At 63.8% G+C, this 17978-nt stretch carries 17 protein-coding genes; 10 read left to right on the forward strand and 7 right to left on the reverse strand.

All coding sequences use genetic code 11. The annotated features are described in order from the left end of the window. The first annotated feature begins 14 nt into the window (after positions 1 to 14). Both HX613_RS13405 and HX613_RS13410 read left to right on the forward strand, forming a co-directional pair. On the forward strand, positions 15 to 533 hold the full coding sequence (locus HX613_RS13405; protein WP_235345780.1) for a DUF3515 family protein: 519 nt from the start codon (positions 15 to 17) through the stop codon (positions 531 to 533). A 512-nt stretch (positions 534 to 1045) separates the two neighbouring features. Beyond that, the gene (locus HX613_RS13410; protein WP_235345781.1) at positions 1046 to 1720 is read left to right on the forward strand and encodes a hypothetical protein; all 675 of its coding nucleotides are present in this window, start codon (positions 1046 to 1048) and stop codon (positions 1718 to 1720) included. 396 nt (positions 1721 to 2116) lie between these two features. Here HX613_RS13410 and HX613_RS13415 read toward each other — a convergent pair whose 3' ends face one another. The 7 genes from HX613_RS13415 to leuC all read right to left on the reverse strand — a co-directional run bounded on the left by HX613_RS13415 (position 2117) and on the right by leuC (position 9255). Further along, entirely contained in the window at positions 2117 to 3232 is a 1116-nt protein-coding gene (locus tag HX613_RS13415) for a D-alanine--D-alanine ligase family protein (RefSeq protein WP_235345782.1), read from the reverse strand. 56 nt (positions 3233 to 3288) lie between these two features. Then, on the reverse strand, positions 3289 to 3822 hold the full coding sequence (locus HX613_RS13420) for a YbhB/YbcL family Raf kinase inhibitor-like protein (RefSeq protein WP_143922470.1): 534 nt from the start codon (positions 3820 to 3822) through the stop codon (positions 3289 to 3291). A gap of 84 nt (positions 3823 to 3906) precedes the next feature. Further along, the gene (locus HX613_RS13425; protein ID WP_235345783.1) at positions 3907 to 4920 is read right to left on the reverse strand and encodes an NAD(P)H-dependent glycerol-3-phosphate dehydrogenase; all 1014 of its coding nucleotides are present in this window, start codon (positions 4918 to 4920) and stop codon (positions 3907 to 3909) included. Then, positions 4917 to 5684, reverse strand: a complete 768-nt coding sequence (locus tag HX613_RS13430; RefSeq protein ID WP_235345784.1) for a lysophospholipid acyltransferase family protein — start codon at positions 5682 to 5684, stop codon at positions 4917 to 4919. Before HX613_RS13430 ends, HX613_RS13425 begins: the two co-directional genes overlap by 4 nt. After that, positions 5681 to 6997, reverse strand: coding sequence for a UDP-N-acetylglucosamine 1-carboxyvinyltransferase (gene murA, locus HX613_RS13435; protein ID WP_235345785.1), 1317 nt, complete (start codon positions 6995 to 6997; stop codon positions 5681 to 5683). Before murA ends, HX613_RS13430 begins: the two co-directional genes overlap by 4 nt. 155 nt (positions 6998 to 7152) lie before the next feature. After that, the gene (gene leuD / locus HX613_RS13440; protein ID WP_235345786.1) at positions 7153 to 7752 is read right to left on the reverse strand and encodes a 3-isopropylmalate dehydratase small subunit; all 600 of its coding nucleotides are present in this window, start codon (positions 7750 to 7752) and stop codon (positions 7153 to 7155) included. A 12-nt stretch (positions 7753 to 7764) separates the two neighbouring features. Next, entirely contained in the window at positions 7765 to 9255 is a 1491-nt protein-coding gene (gene leuC / locus HX613_RS13445) for a 3-isopropylmalate dehydratase large subunit (RefSeq protein ID WP_204232495.1), read from the reverse strand. Positions 9256 to 9451: 196 nt separating this feature from the next. Here leuC and HX613_RS13450 point away from each other — a divergent pair, with 196 nt between their 5' ends. The 8 genes from HX613_RS13450 to HX613_RS13485 all read left to right on the forward strand — a co-directional run bounded on the left by HX613_RS13450 (position 9452) and on the right by HX613_RS13485 (position 17973). Beyond that, positions 9452 to 10168 carry an IclR family transcriptional regulator gene (locus HX613_RS13450; protein WP_009882470.1) on the forward strand — a complete coding sequence of 239 codons (717 nt, stop codon included), beginning with the start codon at positions 9452 to 9454 and terminating at the stop codon, positions 10166 to 10168. Positions 10169 to 10178: 10 nt separating this feature from the next. After that, positions 10179 to 10949 (forward strand): DeoR/GlpR family DNA-binding transcription regulator, encoded by a 771-nt coding sequence (locus tag HX613_RS13455; RefSeq protein ID WP_235345787.1) that lies wholly within the window; start codon positions 10179 to 10181, stop codon positions 10947 to 10949. Positions 10950 to 11089: 140 nt separating this feature from the next. After that, the gene (locus HX613_RS13460) at positions 11090 to 12178 is read left to right on the forward strand and encodes an ABC transporter substrate-binding protein (RefSeq protein ID WP_235345788.1); all 1089 of its coding nucleotides are present in this window, start codon (positions 11090 to 11092) and stop codon (positions 12176 to 12178) included. After that, positions 12147 to 13772 carry a sugar ABC transporter ATP-binding protein gene (locus tag HX613_RS13465; RefSeq protein WP_235345789.1) on the forward strand — a complete coding sequence of 542 codons (1626 nt, stop codon included), beginning with the start codon at positions 12147 to 12149 and terminating at the stop codon, positions 13770 to 13772. Before HX613_RS13460 ends, HX613_RS13465 begins: the two co-directional genes overlap by 32 nt. After that, the gene (locus HX613_RS13470; RefSeq protein WP_235345790.1) at positions 13769 to 14737 is read left to right on the forward strand and encodes an ABC transporter permease; all 969 of its coding nucleotides are present in this window, start codon (positions 13769 to 13771) and stop codon (positions 14735 to 14737) included. Before HX613_RS13465 ends, HX613_RS13470 begins: the two co-directional genes overlap by 4 nt. Then, on the forward strand, positions 14734 to 15858 hold the full coding sequence (locus HX613_RS13475) for an ABC transporter permease (protein WP_235345791.1): 1125 nt from the start codon (positions 14734 to 14736) through the stop codon (positions 15856 to 15858). Before HX613_RS13470 ends, HX613_RS13475 begins: the two co-directional genes overlap by 4 nt. Before the next feature lie 115 nt (positions 15859 to 15973). Beyond that, on the forward strand, positions 15974 to 17671 hold the full coding sequence (locus HX613_RS13480; protein ID WP_235345792.1) for a sodium:solute symporter family protein: 1698 nt from the start codon (positions 15974 to 15976) through the stop codon (positions 17669 to 17671). A gap of 17 nt (positions 17672 to 17688) precedes the next feature. Beyond that, positions 17689 to 17973, forward strand: coding sequence for a hypothetical protein (locus HX613_RS13485; protein ID WP_235345793.1), 285 nt, complete (start codon positions 17689 to 17691; stop codon positions 17971 to 17973). Positions 17974 to 17978 lie beyond the last annotated feature (5 nt).

Below are 17978 nucleotides of genomic sequence, written 5' to 3' on the forward strand. Positions count from 1 at the left end.
GATACGGTAGTTGTATGAGATCTCGTCGCCTCCGCCCGTCGCCTCGACCTTCGCCTCGGAAGGCGCGCACCATCGCCCTGGCCGCCATCGCCGCTGTGGTGGCCGGTGTCAGCCTGGCAGGGTGTGAGCGCACGGTCGTCGTCGAGCCTGCGCAGGACGCACAGAATCCCGACTGCGCCGACATCATGCTGCGTATGCCCGATGAGATCGCCGGCGAGAAGTCACGCACGACATCCTCCCAGGGCACGAAGGCGTGGGGAGATCCCAACATCGCAGTGGTCCGCTGCGGGGTCACCCCACCCGGACCGACCACCGATCAGTGCGTGAGCGTGAGCAGCGTCGACTGGATCTCGAAAGCCTCCGAGGAGGACGACACCTGGGTGTTCACCAGCTACGGTCGCACGCCGGCAGTCGAGGTCCTCGTCAACCGCAAGACGGAATCGGGCAACAATGTACTCGCAGCGATCTCACCGGCGCTGACTGCTGTGAAGCCTGAAGCCAAGTGTGTGGGAGCCCAAGACCTCGACAGCTGAGTCACCAGCATCACCGACTCTCAGCCATGATGAGTTGTCGTCAAGCGGCCCACTTAGCATCGGCGGGAGACGTTATACGGTAGCCGCTGGGTGAAAAGTAGTCCTCTCGACAGAAGTGACCGAAGCGCCTGTCAACGGCGCGCAATGACTAATGTAATAGTTACATGCTCTTTGCTGTTTTTTAATGGCTTTTGTTGCATTTGATGTCACTTGAGGATCATAATGGCACAATGGTCTCGGTGTTCAGATCCAAGGCACTCCATGACCTCGGATTCACCGAGGCAGACATTCGCGATGCACTGAACTGTTGCCTGCGCAGGATACGTCGCGGGCACTTCGTTTTGAACTCGCTTTGCAACACGACGGACCATATGCCGCTCCACCTACTACACAACACCACTGCCACAGAATACCCGCGACGATATGGAGACATCCGAGACAACTCGGAGTGGCTCAGGGTGCTGATCCGCTCCTATGCCGACGAACTCCCGCCAGGAGCGGTCTTCTCTCACGTGTCCGCAGCACTCATACACGGTCTGGACCCGCCATTTCCGGCAACCGATTCAGCGGAGGTGGTTCGGCCCGGATTTCACCGAGCGAAGAAGACTCTGCGAACCCGTGACCGTTCGCTGAATTCCGAAGAACTCACACATGTCGGCGATTTGCCTGTGACAACCGTCGGCAGAACCCTTGTCGACCTTGCCACTGACTATCCGCTTGAAGTCTCCGTGCCTTTCATCTCTGAGGCACTGCGTCGAGGTCTCGCGTCCCACGAATCACTGCACAGCAGCATCCGATCGGGCACACGAGGCTGCAGGCGGGCAGCCCAAGCCTTCGACTTGGCCAGTCCGGCTCACGAATCCTCGGGTGAGGCGCTATGCGCAGTGAAGTTCTTTCGTTTCAACATCATCGGGATGATTCCGCAGGTGAATACCTACGACGCTGCCGGAGCGTGGATCGCCCGCAATGACTTCCGGCATGACAAGCATCCTCTGATCGTCGAGTTCCATGGAGTGGGAAAGTACTATCTCAATAACGCGGGTCCAGATCGCGCCAGCTCTGAGAACCATAAACGACATATGAAGCTGCTCAACGCCGGATACCGCGTCTTCAACCTCGTTTGGGCAGATCTCTTCCGGGCGAGAGAGTTCGCGAAGATCAGGGCAGTAATCGCTGAATTCGGCTGACAGTCGGAGGCTCAAAAGGACAGCGGCACACTGCGGTCAGTCCGAAACCACCTCGGTGCCCATGCCGCCCCGACACTGAAACGACCCCGCTACCGTCTCGACGCACCTGAGATCGCGCCAAAGCTCGGGAACGCCGTCTGCCATCAGCACCGGCGGGACCACTTATCGACGAGGGGCGAGTTTATAGCGTGGCCCCTCGACGCTAAGTAGTCCGCTCGATGACCAATGGCATAGGCCGCCTGCCTGCCAGGTGTGCTCAGGGTTACAGGTGTGCTCAGGAGCTGCAGACGCCTTCATATCGTGCGTGACTCAGATAGAGCGTGACTCAGATCCAGCTTGGCTCAGATAGAGCGTGGCCCAAATCCGGCGCGTGTCAGCGCATGCGCGACTCGGGACTCAGTGGGTGCGGGCGTGGTCGACCAGGGCGATGGTGATGAGCTCTGAGATGAGCGCCGGGTACTCGATGCCCGAGTTCGACCACATGAACGGGTACGCCGAGGTGGGTGTGAACCCCGGGAGCGTGTTGATCTCGTTGATGAGGACGTCACCGGCGTCTGTGACGAAGGTATCGACTCGTGAGAGTCCTGTGCAGTCGAAGAGCCGGAAGACCTGCGCCGAGAGTTCCTGGATCCGGGCCGTCGTCTTCTCATCGACGCGTGCCGGGCAGGTCAGCTGCGCATCGGCGAGGTTGAGGTATTTGGCCTCGAAGTCATAGAACGAGTGCTCGCCTGAGACCTCGATCTCTCCGGGGAACGAGACGCGGACCTCACGGTCATGAACCGAGCCGAGCACCGCGCACTCGATCTCACGGCCGACGACCTGTGGTTCGACGATGACCTTGGAGTCATGCTCGAAGGCAGAGCGCAGCGCCTGATCCAGCCCCTCGGCGGACTCCACGCGGCTGACTCCCATGGACGATCCTGCCCGTGCCGGTTTGACGAATACGGGCAGACCGAGTTCGGTGATTCGAGCCTCGGCGGCGGCCTGCTCTGATTCCCACATGGTTTCGGTCACGAGCTCCCAGGGACACGTCGGAATTCCTGCGTGGGCCATGAGGGACTTCGTGTAGTGCTTGTCCATGCTCGCCGCCGAAGCGAAGACCCCGGAGCCGACGTAGGCCGTGTCGCTGAGTTCGAACAGGCCCTGCAAGGTCCCGTCCTCACCGTACCGGCCGTGCAGGAGAGGGAAGTAGACATCGACGGATCCGAGTTCGGTGTACTGCCCCTCGGCGTCGCGCTGCAGCAGAGGTGAGCCCTGCGCGGAGATCGGCGGGATGACCTCGGTTCCGTTGTCAACGACCTCGGGCATGTCAGCCGGGTCGAAGGCCATCGTCGACCAGTCTTCGACGATGCGCCACACACCGGCCTTCGTGATGCCGATCGGCAGAACACGGTAGGCGTCGGTGTCGATGGCCTGGATGACCCCGGCAGCAGTGACGCAGCTGACGGCGTGTTCGCTCGATCGTCCGCCGAAGAGGACTGCGACGAGTGGCCGGTGATCAGATTCAGGCATAGAAATCCTTGGTCGTTAGCGCGCGTGACCGTTTGTACGGACTGGAAAACTCTAGCTCACTTGAGCTCGAACGTGCATTCCAGGGATGCACGGGCGATGCCTTTGAAGAACATGTTGAACCCGGCGAATGCCGGTGAGGCGGATTCGTCGAGGCCAAGCGGCTCCGCCAGTGCTGTGACGATGAAGAAGTAACGGTGCGGTCCGTGGCCCTGTGGTGGGGCGGCACCGACGAAGCGAGGTTCGCCCGCATCGTTGCGCAGGGTCACTGTTCCGGCAGGCAGAAGGTCCGCCGAGGGATCGCCGGCGTTGGCGGGCAGGCTGGTTGTCGACGCGTCGAGGTCGGTCACGACCCAGTGCCAGAAACCGGAGCCGGTGGGTGCGTCCGGGTCGTAGCATGTCACGGCGAAGGCCTTGGTCTCTTCGGGGAATCCCGACCAGGACAGCTGCGGAGAGACGTCCTGGCCGCCGTCGACGCCCATCGCGCCCGAGAGCTGCGGTCCGCTCAGTTCGCCCCCGTTCTCGATGTCCGTGCTGGTGAGAGTGAAGGTCGGAACTTCGGAAAGGTTGTAGAACGGTGAGTTGACGCTCATGTCTGCTCCTTGTCGTGCGAAATGATGCAGTGGACGATGCTGAGAGTGGCTCGGATCCTCAAGCGGACCAAACCCTTGAGGTCCTTAGGCGGGTGGTCCCTCATGCTTACGCTTCCGAGACAACAGCAAACCGGCGAGTTCGTCAACCCTCAGCTGTCCTCCGAGGACTGCACACACGGCTTCGGTGATCGGCAGGTCTACTGAGTACCTGCGTCCCAGGGCGAGGATGGCGGGCGCCGATTTCACTCCCTCAGCGGTCTGCGAGGTGTGGGCGATGACATCATCCAGGCTCATGCCCTCGCCGAGGTGGCGCCCGAATGTCCTGTTCCGCGACAGTGGCGACGCGCAGGTGGCGACGAGGTCACCGAGTCCGGCCAGCCCCGAGAGGGTGTGCTGCTGGGCGCCCATGGCAGCGGCCAGACGAGAGGTCTCGGCCAGGCCGCGGGTGATGATCGAGGCCTTCGAGTTGTCACCGAGCTTCTGACCGTCGGCGATGCCGACTGCCAGAGCGATGACGTTCTTGACGGCACCACCCATCTCGACGCCGACGACGTCGGTGTTGGTATAGGGCCGGAAATAGCCGTTCGCGCTGATCTCAGCGACCACCTCGGCGGTCTCGATGCTCTCCGAGGCCACGACGGTGGCTGTGGGCTGACGATCGGCGATCTCACGGGCCAGGTTCGGGCCGGAGACGACCGCGATCTGGGTGGAGTCCACCCCGGCGACCTCGGCGATGACCTCGGACATGCGTTTGCCCGTGTCGACCTCGATGCCCTTCATCAGGCTCACGAGCTTCACTCCTGGGCGCAGGTGCGGCTTCCACCGGCTCAGGTTCTCCCGCAGGGTCTGCGCGGGAACGGCGAGGATGATGACCTCGGCGTCTGTCACGGCGGCGATGTCATCGGCGGTCGCGCTCAGCAGCTCGGGCAGAACCCGGTCGCCCAGGTACCGTTCGTTGGTGTGTGAGGAGGTGATCTCCTCGGCGACCTCGGACCGGCGAGCCCAGAGGGTGACGGGGAATCCGGCATCGGCGACGACGGCGGCATAGGTAGTCCCCCATGAACCGGCGCCCAGCACTGCGGTCTTCTCGACGCTCATTCGCCGACCTCCTTGTTGTGGAATCTCGCCGGCAGCTCACGGCTCGAAAGCTCGCCGACCATCGCTGCAATGGTGTTGGTCAGACGGTGGGTGAGCACCGTCTTGGCCCTCTTGTCCTCGCGGTGCGGCCACAGATCCTCGTAGTCGAGGGAAGGCCCGAATCTGACGACGCAGCTGTGGCTCAGAGGTTTGAACCTCGGCAGCCGAGATCCGCGCGGATAGATTCCGTTGAGCCCCCAGTGGGCGACGGGAATGATCGGTGCCCCTGTTTCAAGGGCGAGCCGGGCAGTGCCGGACTTGAAGTGCTGGGGCCAGAAGTCCGGGTCCTTGGTCAAGGTCCCTTCGGGGTAGATGACCACGGTTTGGCCATTGGCCAAAGCATCTTTCGCGTATTCGAGCGAGTCCCCGGCCTGTCCCGAGGATCGCAGCACGGGGATCTGGCCGATCGTCTTGAGGATGGTTCCGAGAACGCCGGAGAACAGAGACGACTTCGCCAGGAAGTGCGGCATCCGACCGTGACGTTTGAGGGCCAGGCCCACGAGGATCGGGTCAAGGTGGTTCGCATGGTAGGCGGCGATGATGGCGCCCCTGCCCGGCGGCGGCAGATGCTCGGCCCCCGTCACCGTCATCTTCGTGGCCGTGCGCATGAGCCCGAAGGCAGCGGTGGCGGCGATGGTGCCAGCCCGGTTCTGCGCACGCACTGAGGCGGGATCGAAGGAGACGAGGTCGTGGTCATTCGAGTCCGGCTCGGTCACCGCACTCATGCGGCTACCTCGGCCCCGAGACCGAGAAGCTTATCGAGGAAGTTCTCGTATCCGCGGTTGATGAGCTCGATGCCGTGGACCTGGCTGGTGCCGCGTGCTGCCAGGGCTGCGATGAGGTGGCTGAAGCCACCGCGCAGGTCGGGCACGTCGATGCGTGTTCCGGTGAGTTCGGTAGGCCCGGAGACCACGGCCGAATGCTGGTAGTTGCGACGCCCGAATCGGCAGGGTGTGCCGCCGAGGCATTCGCGGTAGAGCTGAATCTGGGCGCCCATCTCACCGAGTGCGTGGGTGAAGCCGAAGCGGTTCTCGTACACGGTCTCGTGGATGATCGACAGGCCCTCGGCCTGGGTCATGGCAACGACGAGCGGCTGCTGCCAATCGGTCATGAAGCCCGGGTGTACGTCGGTCTCCAGCGCGAAGGACGTGAGCTTGCCGCCGGGGTGGCGGAAGCGGATCCCGGTCTCCTCGACCTCGAATTCGCCGCCGATGCGGCGGAAGACGTTGAGGAAGGTGATGAGCTCGGGCTGGGAGGCACCTTCGACGAAGATGTCTCCGCCGGTGGCCAACGCGGCAGAGGCCCACGATGCGGTCTCATTGCGGTCCGGCAGCGCGCGGTGGATGAAGCCGCGCAGGGTCTCCACACCTTCGATGCGCACCACACGGTCGGTGTCGACGGTGATGATGGCACCCATCTTCTGCAGCAGGGCGATGAGATCCATGATCTCGGGTTCGATGGCCGCATTGCGCAGCTCGGTCACACCTTCGGCGCGGACCGCGGTCAGCAGAACCTGCTCTGTGGCACCCACAGAGGGGAAGGGCAGTTCGACCTTCGTGCCCTGAAGTCGTCCCCGGGTGGTGAGCATGATGCCGCCGGAGGTCTTGTCGACCTCGGCACCGAACTTTCGCAGCACATCGAGGTGGAAGTTGATGGGACGATCGCCGATGTGGCAGCCGCCCAGGTCCGGAATGAACGCTTGGCCCAGGCTGTGCAGGAGGGGTCCGCAGAAGAGGATCGGGATCCGTGAGGAACCGGCGTGTGCGTCGATGTCGACGATCGATCCCTGTGCCATATCGGAGGGGTCCAGGTGAAGTTCACCGTCGGACAGCTGTCCATCGGCCCCGGGCGTGACCCGGACCCCGTGGAGTTCGAGCAGACCGGTGACGATCTCAACGTCCCTGATCTGCGGCACCCCGCGCAGCACGGAGGGCGTCTCTCCCAACAATGAGGCGACCATGGCCTTGGGGACCAAGTTCTTGGCACCTCTGACCTGGACGGTTCCACCTAACGGATTACCGCCGCGAACTTCGAGCATGTTCCTCCCTGCGTCACACTTGCACCCGGTAGGATCCGGACGTGGCCCAGACTAGTCCGGACTCGTCCAAGACTAACGCAGACGCGGCGTGGGTCCCCTGTGGCACGGCTCTCAGACCGTCGAGTTCGACGATTCGAGCCTTCGCTGAGAAAGGCTCAGACCTTCGCGGGCAGAGTCGTCGGCTTGAACGTCGCTCGCTTGGACTCGAAATCGGAGATCTCGGATTCCTTGGCCAGGGTCAGACTGATGTCGTCATGGCCCTCGAGGAGGCGCCAGCGCGTGTAGTCATCGATCTGGAACGTCACCGTGACCGAATCGCAGGTCACGGTCTTCGCGTTCAGGTCCACGGTGATCGGGGTGCCCGGATGGTTCTCGAGGATCTTCCAGATCAATTCGATGTCGTCCTGTTCCAGCTGAGCCGCCAGGAGGCCCTCTTTGCCGGAGTTGCCGCGGAAGATGTCGCCGAAGCGCGAGGAGAGGACGACGCGGAAACCGTAGTCCTTCAGTGCCCACACGGCGTGTTCACGCGATGAGCCGGTGCCGAAGTCGGGTCCGGCCACGAGGACGGAGCCGGCCGAGAAGTCGGGGTCGTTGAGGACGAAGTCCTCGTTCGTCCGCCACCGGTAGAACAGCGCGTCTTCGAACCCGGTGCGGGTGACCCGCTTGAGGAACTTCGCCGGGATGATCTGGTCGGTGTCGATGTTGGCGCGACGCAGCGGGACGCCGATGCCGGTGTGTGTGCTGAAAGCTTCCATCAGTTGGACTCCTTAAGCGTTCGCCGAGGTGGGGGTGGGTGTCAGTGTCAAGGTGGGTTTATCGTCCGTCCACGCCACCGGTTCGGCGTCGCGTGGGAGATCCTTGACGTCACCGGGTGAGGACAGCGTCCCACGCACGGCGGTGGCCGCGGCCACGAGCGGGGACACGAGGTGGGTGCGCCCGCCCTTGCCCTGACGACCCTCGAAGTTGCGGTTCGAGGTCGAGGCACAGCGTTCACCGTCGGCCAGCTGGTCCGGGTTCATGCCCAGGCACATCGAGCAGCCGGCGAAGCGCCACTCACCTCCGAAGTCCTTGAAGATCACGTCGAGGCCCTCGTCCTCGGCCTGCAGGCGGACCTTCGCCGATCCGGGAACGACCATGAAGCGGACGTTCTCGGCCTTCTTCCGGCCGCGGACCACCTCGGCGGCGGCTCGCAGGTCTTCGATGCGTGAGTTCGTGCACGAACCCAGGAACACGGTGTCGACTTCGATCTCACGCAGCGGGGTGCCCGGCGTCAGACCCATGTAGGCCAGAGCGTTGGCGGCCGATGCCTTGTCGTTCTCGTCGGCGAAATCATCGGGTGAGGGCACGGAGGCCGACAGCGGCAGTCCCTGACCCGGGTTGGTTCCCCAGGTCACGAACGGCTCGATGTCCTTGGCCTCGAGGACGACCTCATGGTCGAAGGTGGCGCCCTCGTCGGTGTACAGGGTCTTCCAGTACTCGACCGCGGCGTCCCAGTCTTCGCCCTCGGGTGCGTGCGGACGGCCCTTGACGTAGTCGAAGGTGGTCTCGTCCGGGGCGACCATGCCGGCACGGGCTCCGGCCTCGATCGACATGTTGCAGATGGTCATCCGTGCTTCCATCGACAGCGCGCGAATCGCCGAACCGCGGTATTCGAGCACGTAGCCCTGCCCGCCGCCGGTTCCGATCTTCGCGATGATGGCGAGGATGATGTCCTTGGCGCTCGAGCCTTCGGGCAGTTCGCCGTCGACGGTGATCGACATCGTCTTGAATGCCTTGAGGCTCAGCGTTTGGGTGGCGAGCACATGTTCGACCTCTGAGGTGCCGATGCCCAGTGCCAGCGCACCGAAGGCGCCATGAGTTGAGGTGTGCGAGTCACCGCAGACGACGGTGGTGCCCGGCTGGGTCAGGCCCAGCTGTGGGCCCACGACGTGGACGATTCCCTGGTCGGCATCGCCGAGGCTGTGCAGACGGATCCCGAATTCCTGCGTATTCTGCCGCAGAGTCTCGATCTGCGTGGCGGAGGTGGGCTCGGCGATGGGCTTGTCGATGTCCCAGGTCGGAGTGTTGTGATCCTCCGTGGCGATGGTCAGGTCGGGGCGGCGCACGGGGCGCCCGGCGAGTCGGAGACCGTCGAATGCCTGCGGGCTGGTGACCTCGTGGACAAGGTGGAGGTCGATGTAGATGAGGTCGGGCGCACCGTCTTCGCCCAGGGATACGACGTGATCGGCCCAGACCTTCTCGGCCAAAGTGCGTGGCATGATTCCTCCCGCTGGTACAGGGATTGCCTGTACGTGCTTACTGCTGTGACGGCCCGCGTTCGGGCGTGGGTGACATTCGATTTGACCACTCGGCGAGTGCGCGATGTGCGCTCAACGAGTTCGTACAGGAAACCTACTCGCCCGTATCGCATTTCGAACTTGCATCTCGCCCACTGAGACGCGCACAATAGTGTCTATGACAAGCAATGGTAGCGGCGTCGGAGTCATCGACAAGGCCGCAATGGTTCTCTCCGCCCTTGAGGCTGGACCCGCATCACTGGCCGAACTGGTCTCACTGACCGGACTCGCCCGACCCACTGCCCACCGTCTGGCCGTTGCGCTCGAATTCCATCGCATCGTCGGACGTGATCTGCAGGGTCGCTTCGTCCTCGGCCCACGTCTGGCCGAACTTTCCTCGGCCGCCGGCGAGGACCGCCTGCTCGCCGCGGCCGGACCGGTGCTCGGCCAGCTGCGCGACCAGACCGGCGAGTCCGCCCAGCTCTTCCGCCGCCAGGGCGACCTGCGCCTGTGCGTGGCCGCCGCCGAACGCCCCGTCGGCCTGCGCGATTCGGTGCCGATCGGCGCCACCCTGAGCATGCGCGCGGGTTCCGCCGCCCAAGTCCTCCTGGCGTGGGAGGAACCCGACCGCCTGCACACCGGCCTGCGCGGTGCCCGCTTCTCCGCCACCATGCTCTCCGGTGTCCGTCGCCGAGGCTGGGCGCAGTCGATAGCCGAACGTGAGCGAGGCGTCGCCTCCGTCTCGGCCCCGGTGCGCGGACCCAGCAATCGCGTCGTGGCCGCCGTGTCGATCTCCGGCCCCGTGGACCGCCTGACACGTCAACCGGGACGTCTGCACGCGAAGTCCATCATCGAAGCGGCCCGAACCTTGAGCGAAGCTCTCATCAGAGGCTGAGGACAATCCCATGATCGCCGCCCAAAGACGAAACGTGATCATCGAGACGATCGAACGAGACGGCGCGGTCTCCATCGCCGCCCTTTCGGATCTGCTGAGCACCTCAGCGGTGACGGTCCGTCGCGATCTCGATCAGCTCGCCGATGAAGGACGCCTGACCCGCACCCACGGAGGCGCGGTCGCCTTCTCAAGCGCCCGCGAATCGACGTATGCAGAGAAGCTCGAGCAGGCACTGGCTGAGAAGACCGCGATTGCGCGGGCCGCAGCCAAGCATGTGCGCAACGGCGACGTCGTCGCCCTGGGTCCCGGCACCACGACCGAGCTGCTGGCCAAGGAGCTCAGCGATCGCTCGGGCATCCGCATCGTCACCAACTCCCTCCTCGTCGCCGAGGCGATGGTCTCCTCCCCCGACGTCGAAGTCATCGTCGTCGGGGGAATTCTGCGGCACTCGATCCGAGCCTTCGTCGGCGGCGGCACGGTCTCACAGCTGAGCGGCCTGAGAGCGGACACCGTATTCCTCTCGGGCAACGGGCTGGCCGCGGACTTCGGTCTCTCCACTCCCGCATTTCCCGTGGCCGACACCGACCGAGCCATGGCCGCCGGAGCTGGAAAGGTCACCGCGCTCGTCGACCACACGAAGGTCGGCGTGCGCTCCTCGGTGCTCACGGTCCCTACGGAGGAGATCGACCAGCTGATCACGGACTCCGGCAGCGACGGCTCCGAGCTGGATGCGCTGCGCACCGCCGGCGTCGATGTCGAGGTCACCACCACCTCGGCGTGACAGCCTCGACTGCCACCTCGGCGCACTTTCTCCTCTCGATCTGATGACGATCCGGTGTCACTTCTTGATTGTTTTGTTGTGATTCTGATAACTTCTGATCAATCGCGGCGATGGCGCCGTGCTGGACAGAAGAGGTACCTATGAAAACCGCACCATCGCGTTCAGTCCTCCAGGCCACTGCGTTCCGAGTGTCCGCAGTCGCGGCAGCAGGAGTCCTCCTGCTGTCCGGCTGCACGAACGAAGGTTCGACGTCCGAGCCGACGAGCAGCGGCGAGGCCGCGCAGGCAGCCGACAGCGCAGGCTCTTCGGGCCCCACCTGCACCATGGACGACTACGGAGTCGACAAGATCGACCTCAAAGGGGCCAAGATCGGCTTCTCCCAGTCCGAACCGGACTCGGCGAGCTTCAGAGCCGCAGAGACGAAGTCGCTCAAAGACGCAGCCAAAGAGGCGGGATCAGATCTCGTGGTCACCAATGCCAACAATGAACTGCCCAAGCAGATCAGCGACATCGAGAATCTGCTCAGCCAGGACATCAAGGCACTGGTCATCGCCCCGGTCAACTCCGACGGTCTGGACTCTGCACTCAAGGCGGCCAAAGAGAAGAAGGTTCCAGTGGTCACCATCGACCGCAAGGTGACCAACAAATCCTGCGATGACTACCTCACGTTCATCGGCTCGGACTTCGTCAAACAGGGGGAGCGCGCCGCCGACGCCCTGGCGAAGGCCACAGACGAAAAGGCCAAGGTCGCGGTTCTGCTCGGACCCTCGGGCAACAACGTCACCGATGGTCGTCAGAAGGGCTTCAAGGACCAGGTCAAGGCCGAGTATCCCGACATCGAGATCGTCGCGGAGCAGACAGCCAATGCCTCACGGTCGGAGGGCCAGGAAGTCACGGCTCAGCTGCTCCAGTCGAACCCCGACATCGACGCCGTCTACGCCTTCAACGACGAAGAGGGCTTGGGCGCGATGGCTGCGATCCAGGAAGCGGGCAAGACACCGGGTGACGAGGTCAAGATCGTGTCCATCGACGGCACCAAGAATGCGGTGGAGGCCATCGTCGACGGCAAGTACAACGCGGTCATCGAATCCAACCCTCGATTCGGTCCGCTGGTGTTCGACACCCTCACGAAGTTCTACGACGGTGAGAAGATCCCTGAGGACATCATCATCAAGGACGGCGAATACACCCCCGACAATGCGCAGCAGCAGGTCGGACAGGCATTCTGAGGTGGAGGAGCCCGGATCTCCCTCGGCCGCGGCTCAGCCTGCATCGGCCGCGGCTCAGCCGGCATCGGCAACCCAGCCTGTGCTGTCTGCGCGTGGACTGAACAAGTCCTTCTCCGGTGTGCATGTGCTCCGCGATGTCGACTTCGTGCTCGGCTCCGGGACCATCCACACGATTGTGGGTGAGAACGGGGCTGGGAAGTCGACCCTGATCAAGTCGCTGACCGCGGTCTATCAGGCGGATTCCGGCAGCATCGAACTTGCCGGGACCCCGGTGTCGTTCAACCATCCGTCTCAGGCTCAGGATGCGGGGATCTCGACCGTCTACCAGGAGGTCAACCTCGTCCCGCTGCTCTCGGTCGCGCGCAACATCTTCCTCGGCCGTGAGCCTCGCACACGCCTGGGACTCATCGACCTCAAAGCACTGAACTCGCGTGCCGCCGAGGTGGTGGCCGACCTGGGCATCGACGTCGACGTGACTGCCGAGCTGGGTGCGCTGGGGTTGGGGGTCCAGCAGATGATCGCGCTGGCGCGGGCGGTGACCACCGAGGCGAAGGTCATCATCATGGACGAGCCGACCTCCTCACTCGAACGACGCGAGGTCGACGTCCTCTTCGGAGTCGCACGTCGGCTCCGGGATCAGGGTGCCGGGATCGTCTTCGTCTCCCACCGTCTCGACGAGCTGTGGGAACTCTGCGATGAGGTCACGATCCTGCGCGATGGTGAGGTCGTCCACACCGGAGCGATGGCTGACCTTGATCGCCGATCCCTCATCTCGGCCATGCTGGGCCGCGACATCGCCGAGCACGGAGTGACATCGTTTGCTGAGGATTCTCCCTCTTCTGCAGACGACTCCCCCGCCGCCGAGGTGGTGCTCGAGGCCATCGGACTCAATGCTCCGGGACGTCTGCACGACGTGGATGTCGAGGTTCGGGCCGGTGAGATCATCGGCCTGGCCGGACTGCTGGGGTCAGGGCGCAGCGAAACCGTCAAGGCGATCTACGGCGCCCTCGACACGAGCGCCGGTTCGATCGCCGTCAAAGGTGCACCCATTCGACGACAATCGGTGCCTGCGGCGCTGAAGGCCGGCATCGCACTGCTCTCCGAAGACCGCAAATCCGAAGGCATCGTGCCCGAACTCTCCGTCCGCGACAACATCGTCCTCGGCATCCTGCCCCGGGTGTCCACCGGCGGAGTGCTGTCGCGGAAGAAGATCGACGAACTCGTCGACACCTACATCGACCGTCTGGGAATCAAGGTGGCTTCGCCCAGGCAGCTCGTTTCGGAGCTCTCGGGTGGCAACCAGCAGAAGGTCCTCATCGCCAGATGGCTGGCCACCCAGCCGTCGGTCTTCCTCCTCGACGAACCCACCCGCGGAATAGATGTCGGAGCCAAGCAGGAGGTCCAGGCACTCATCGACGAACTCGCCGATCGAGGGATGGCCGTCGTCCTCATCTCCTCGGAGACAGAGGAACTCGTGGCCGGATCCGAATCCGTCATCGTACTGCGTGACGGTGAGATCAGCGAGATACTCACCGGCGACGAGGTCGACAATACGCGCCTCCTGCAGTCTCTGGTCTCGGGAGGTCAGGAATGACGAGTGCCGCAGCCACCACCTCGGCGCCGGTGAAGCGCTCGACCTCGGTGCGCACATGGATCGCCGCCTACGGTGTCTACCTCGCTCTTGCCCTGCTCGTCGTCGTCAACGTCATCATCACCCCGCACTTCCTCACCCTGTCCAACCTGCGCCTGCAGCTGATCCAGACCGCGCCGGTACTCATCGTCGCCCTGGGGATGGCGATGGTCATCGGCACGAAGGGCATCGATCTCTCCGTCGGCAGCGTCATGGCCCTGTCGGCCGCGGTCATGCCGCTCTACATCGGGTATGGGACGATGCCGGCGATCATCGTCGGCATCGTCGCCGGTGGGCTCAGTGGGCTGATGATCGGCCTCCTCGTCTCCCATTTCGGGCTCCAACCGATCGTCGCCACTCTCGCCGTCCTCATCGGCGGACGGGGTTTGGCCAATGTCATCGGCGGTGAGATCAAGAATCTCTCCGATCCCGGCCTCGCGGTCCTGGGCACCGGCTCCCTGTTGGGCGTGCCCTATTCGGTGCTCAGCGCGATCGTGTTCGTCATCGTGGTCGGCTTCATCATGCGCCGGACCTCGTTCGGGGTCATGATCGAGGCGATCGGCGGCAACAAACGTGCAGCTGAGCTCGCCGGCATTCGGATCAAGTCGGTGCTCGTCACCGTCTATGTCCTCTCGGGCCTGCTCGCGGCCTTCGCCGGGATTCTCGTCGCCGCCCGGTCGCAGGCCAGCGACCCGCGCACCTTAGGTCTGCTCATGGAACTCTCCGCCATCGCAGCCGTGGTCATCGGCGGCACGTCGCTGAACGGCGGCCGCGTCAGAGTCCTCGGCACCGTCGGAGGCGCACTGCTCATGCAGCTCATCGTCTCCACCTTGGTCTCCCACAATGTTGCGGACTCCATCTCGCAGATGGTCCAGGCCGTCGTGATCGTCGTCGCGGTCGCACTCCAAGTCGGAAGGAGGAGAACATGACGAACCAGGATCCCGTCGATGTGGTCTCTGCCAACCAGACCAATCGCTCACGCATCGAGATGCTGGCCAGACTCACCCAGCGCAACGGCGCCCTGGCCATTCTGCTCGGACTCGTGGTGATCACGTCAATCGCGTTTCCGTCATTCGCCTCGGCGGGGAATCTGACTCAGATCGCCCTGCAGTCCGCGTTCCTCGCTCCCCTGGCCCTGGGGCTGACCTTCGTCATCTTCACCGGCGGAATCGATCTGTCCGTCGGATCGGTCTTCGCCCTCGGCGGCGTGCTTGCGGCTTGGGCCTCGCAGTACGGCTTCCTGGCCGCGGTGCTCCTCCCTCTCATCGTGTGCACACTCATCGGGCTCATCCAAGGGGCCATCATCGCCGGGACGTCGATTCCGGCGTTCATCGTCACCCTGGCCGGACTGCTGTTCGCCCGGGGGCTGCTGCTGGCGCTGACCCAGGAGGGTTCTGAAACGTACAAGGTGCCCGCCGAGGCGGCGTTCCTCCAGCTCAGCCGCGGCTCGTTTCTGGGATTGGGCTATCCCGTCTGGATCGTCGTGGTCCTCTTCGCCATCGGCGTCCTCATCCTGCATCGGACCTCCTATGGCTCCACCCTGCTGGCGATCGGAGGCCAACCGGATGCCGCTCGGCTGATGGGTCTGCCCGTTCTGCGCTCGACACTCATCGTCTATGCGGTCAGCGGCACGATGGCGGGTCTGGCCGGTGCCTTGACGGCCTCATACACGGCCTCCGGTGTCACGACTCTGGGTGTGGGCCTTGAGCTCACCGCCATCGCCGCGGTGGTCTTGGGCGGGACCCTGCTCACCGGCGGTGCCGGCACGGTCGTCGGTTCGCTGGTCGGCGTCACGCTGCTGCAGGTAGTCGCCAATCTCATCAACCGCCTCGGGCTGACGAATTCGAACTGGCAGGCCGTCGTCAACGGCGCCGTCCTCCTCGTCGTCGCGGTCGCACAGGTCCTCCTCTCCCGGGTCCAGGCGAAGGAGCGGGAGCGCAGACGCGGAGGTGAGACCGACGGCGAAGGTACCGGCGCAGGCGAGGTCGTGGGTGCCTCCGACACGCCGAGGGCGGAGAGAGAATCCCCGCTCACAGGCGAGCGATCATAAACAATCAAAACTTTTCATGTTCGATCACTGGAGATCGGTCGATCTGTCCTCTAGAGTATCCGTTTGAGGTGGCTTTGATCACAAGGAGCCATTCACCGAAGACGTTGGAGGAACCTTGGAAGACATCCGGCTAGACGCCCAGTGGATCGACTATCTGCTGATCGCGATCTACTTCGTATTCGTCCTCGGAATCGGCTGGTTCGCCAAGCGCGGCATCTCCTCGAGCATCGAATTCCTTCTCTCCGGGCGCAGCCTTCCGGCGTGGGTGACAGCCTTGGCCTTCGTCTCAGCGAACCTCGGTGCCGTAGAGATCATGGGCATGTCGGCCACCGGCGCCCAGTACGGCATGCCGACGATGCACTACTTCTGGATCGGCGCGGTCCCGGCGATGCTCTTCCTCGGTGTGGTCATGATGCCCTTCTACTACGGTTCGAAGGTCCGGTCCGTTCCCGAGTTCATGCGCAGACGTTTCGGCACCGGCGCCCACCTCGTCAACGCGCTGTCCTTCGCCGTCGCTCAGATCCTCATCGCCGGCGTCAACCTCTTCCTCCTCGGCACGATCGTCAATCGTCTCCTCGGTTGGCCGCTGTGGATCGCCCTGGTCGTCGCTGCCGCCATCGTCCTGTCATACATCACGCTCGGCGGGCTGACCGCTGCCATCTACAATGAGGTGCTTCAGTTCTTCGTCATCGTCGCGGCCCTGCTGCCGCTGACGATCATCGGCCTCAATCGCGTGGGCGGTTGGGACGGTCTCGTGGCGAAGGTCAGCAATGACGGCATGCTCGGGGCCGAGCAGCTGAGCAGCTGGCCGGGTGAGCAGCTCTCCGGGTTCTCCAACCCGGTGCTCTCGGTGGTCGGGATCGTGTTCGGGCTCGGCTTTGTGCTCTCCTTCGGCTACTGGACGACGAACTTCGTCGAGGTCCAACGTGCCATGGCGTCGAAGAGCATCAATGCCGCACGACTGACTCCGATCCTCGGCGCCTTCCCGAAGATGCTCATCCCGTTCATCGTCATCATCCCCGGAATGATCTCGGCGGTCCTCGTGACCCAGATGACGAAGTTCAAACAGATCGCGTCCAGCGTCGATGAGGCGACCGCCCAGTCCCAGACCGGAGTGACCTACAACGATGCGCTCCTGCTGCTCATGCGCGAGGTTCTGCCCAACGGTCTCCTCGGCGTGGCCATCGCCGGCCTGCTCGCCGCGTTCATGGCCGGCATGGCCGCCAACATCTCCGCGTTCAACACCGTCTTCAGCTATGACCTGTGGCAGCAGTACGTGGTCAAGGACCGCGATGACGCCTACTACCTCAAGGTCGGCCGCTACGCCACGGTCGGCGCCTGCATCGTCGCGATCTTCACCGCCCTCATCGCCGGCAACTTCGCCAACCTCATGGACTACCTGCAGACTCTGTTCGGCTTCTTCAACGCACCGCTGTTCGCCACCTTCATCCTCGGTATGTTCTGGAAGCGCATGAGCCCGACCGCCGGCTGGGTCGGCCTGGTCGGCGGCACCCTCTCGGCCGTCGCGGTATTCGTCCTCAGCGAGACCGGCGTGTTCGACCTGCCCGGTCAGGGCGCAGCGTTCCTCGCCGCCAGCACGGCGTTCGTCGTCGATATCGTCCTCTCGGTGATCGTCACCTTCAGGACCACACCGAAGCCTGCCCATGAACTGCGAGGGCTCGTCTATTCGGAGACGCCGAAGACCGACTTCGAAGATCTCAATGAACCGAAGCCCCCGATCTGGAAACGCCCGGTGCCCGTTGCGGGAGTCGCGCTGGTCCTCGTCATCATCCTCAACGTGGCCTTCGGCTGAAGGAGCAAGTGAGAACAATGAGCAAAGCCAACGAACTGACCAAGACCGCAGGTGCCTTCGACATCCGAAATTTCATCGGCGTGCTGCTGGGGATCTTCGGAGTCATCCTCGCCATCGCAGGGGTTGTCGACTACACCCCCGACGAGGCGGAGCGGACCGGCGGAATCGATGCCAACCTCTGGACGGGAATCGGCCTCATCCTCGCTGCGATCTTCTTCATCGCCTGGGCCAGGCTGCGCCCGATTCGCATCATCGCCGATGAGTCGACCGAGGTGTCCGAGACCGGCGATACCCGCCCCTAGCCCGG

It is taken from the genome of Brevibacterium sp. UCMA 11754 (assembly GCF_021532275.1).
In the GTDB taxonomy this organism is placed as follows: domain Bacteria; phylum Actinomycetota; class Actinomycetes; order Actinomycetales; family Brevibacteriaceae; genus Brevibacterium.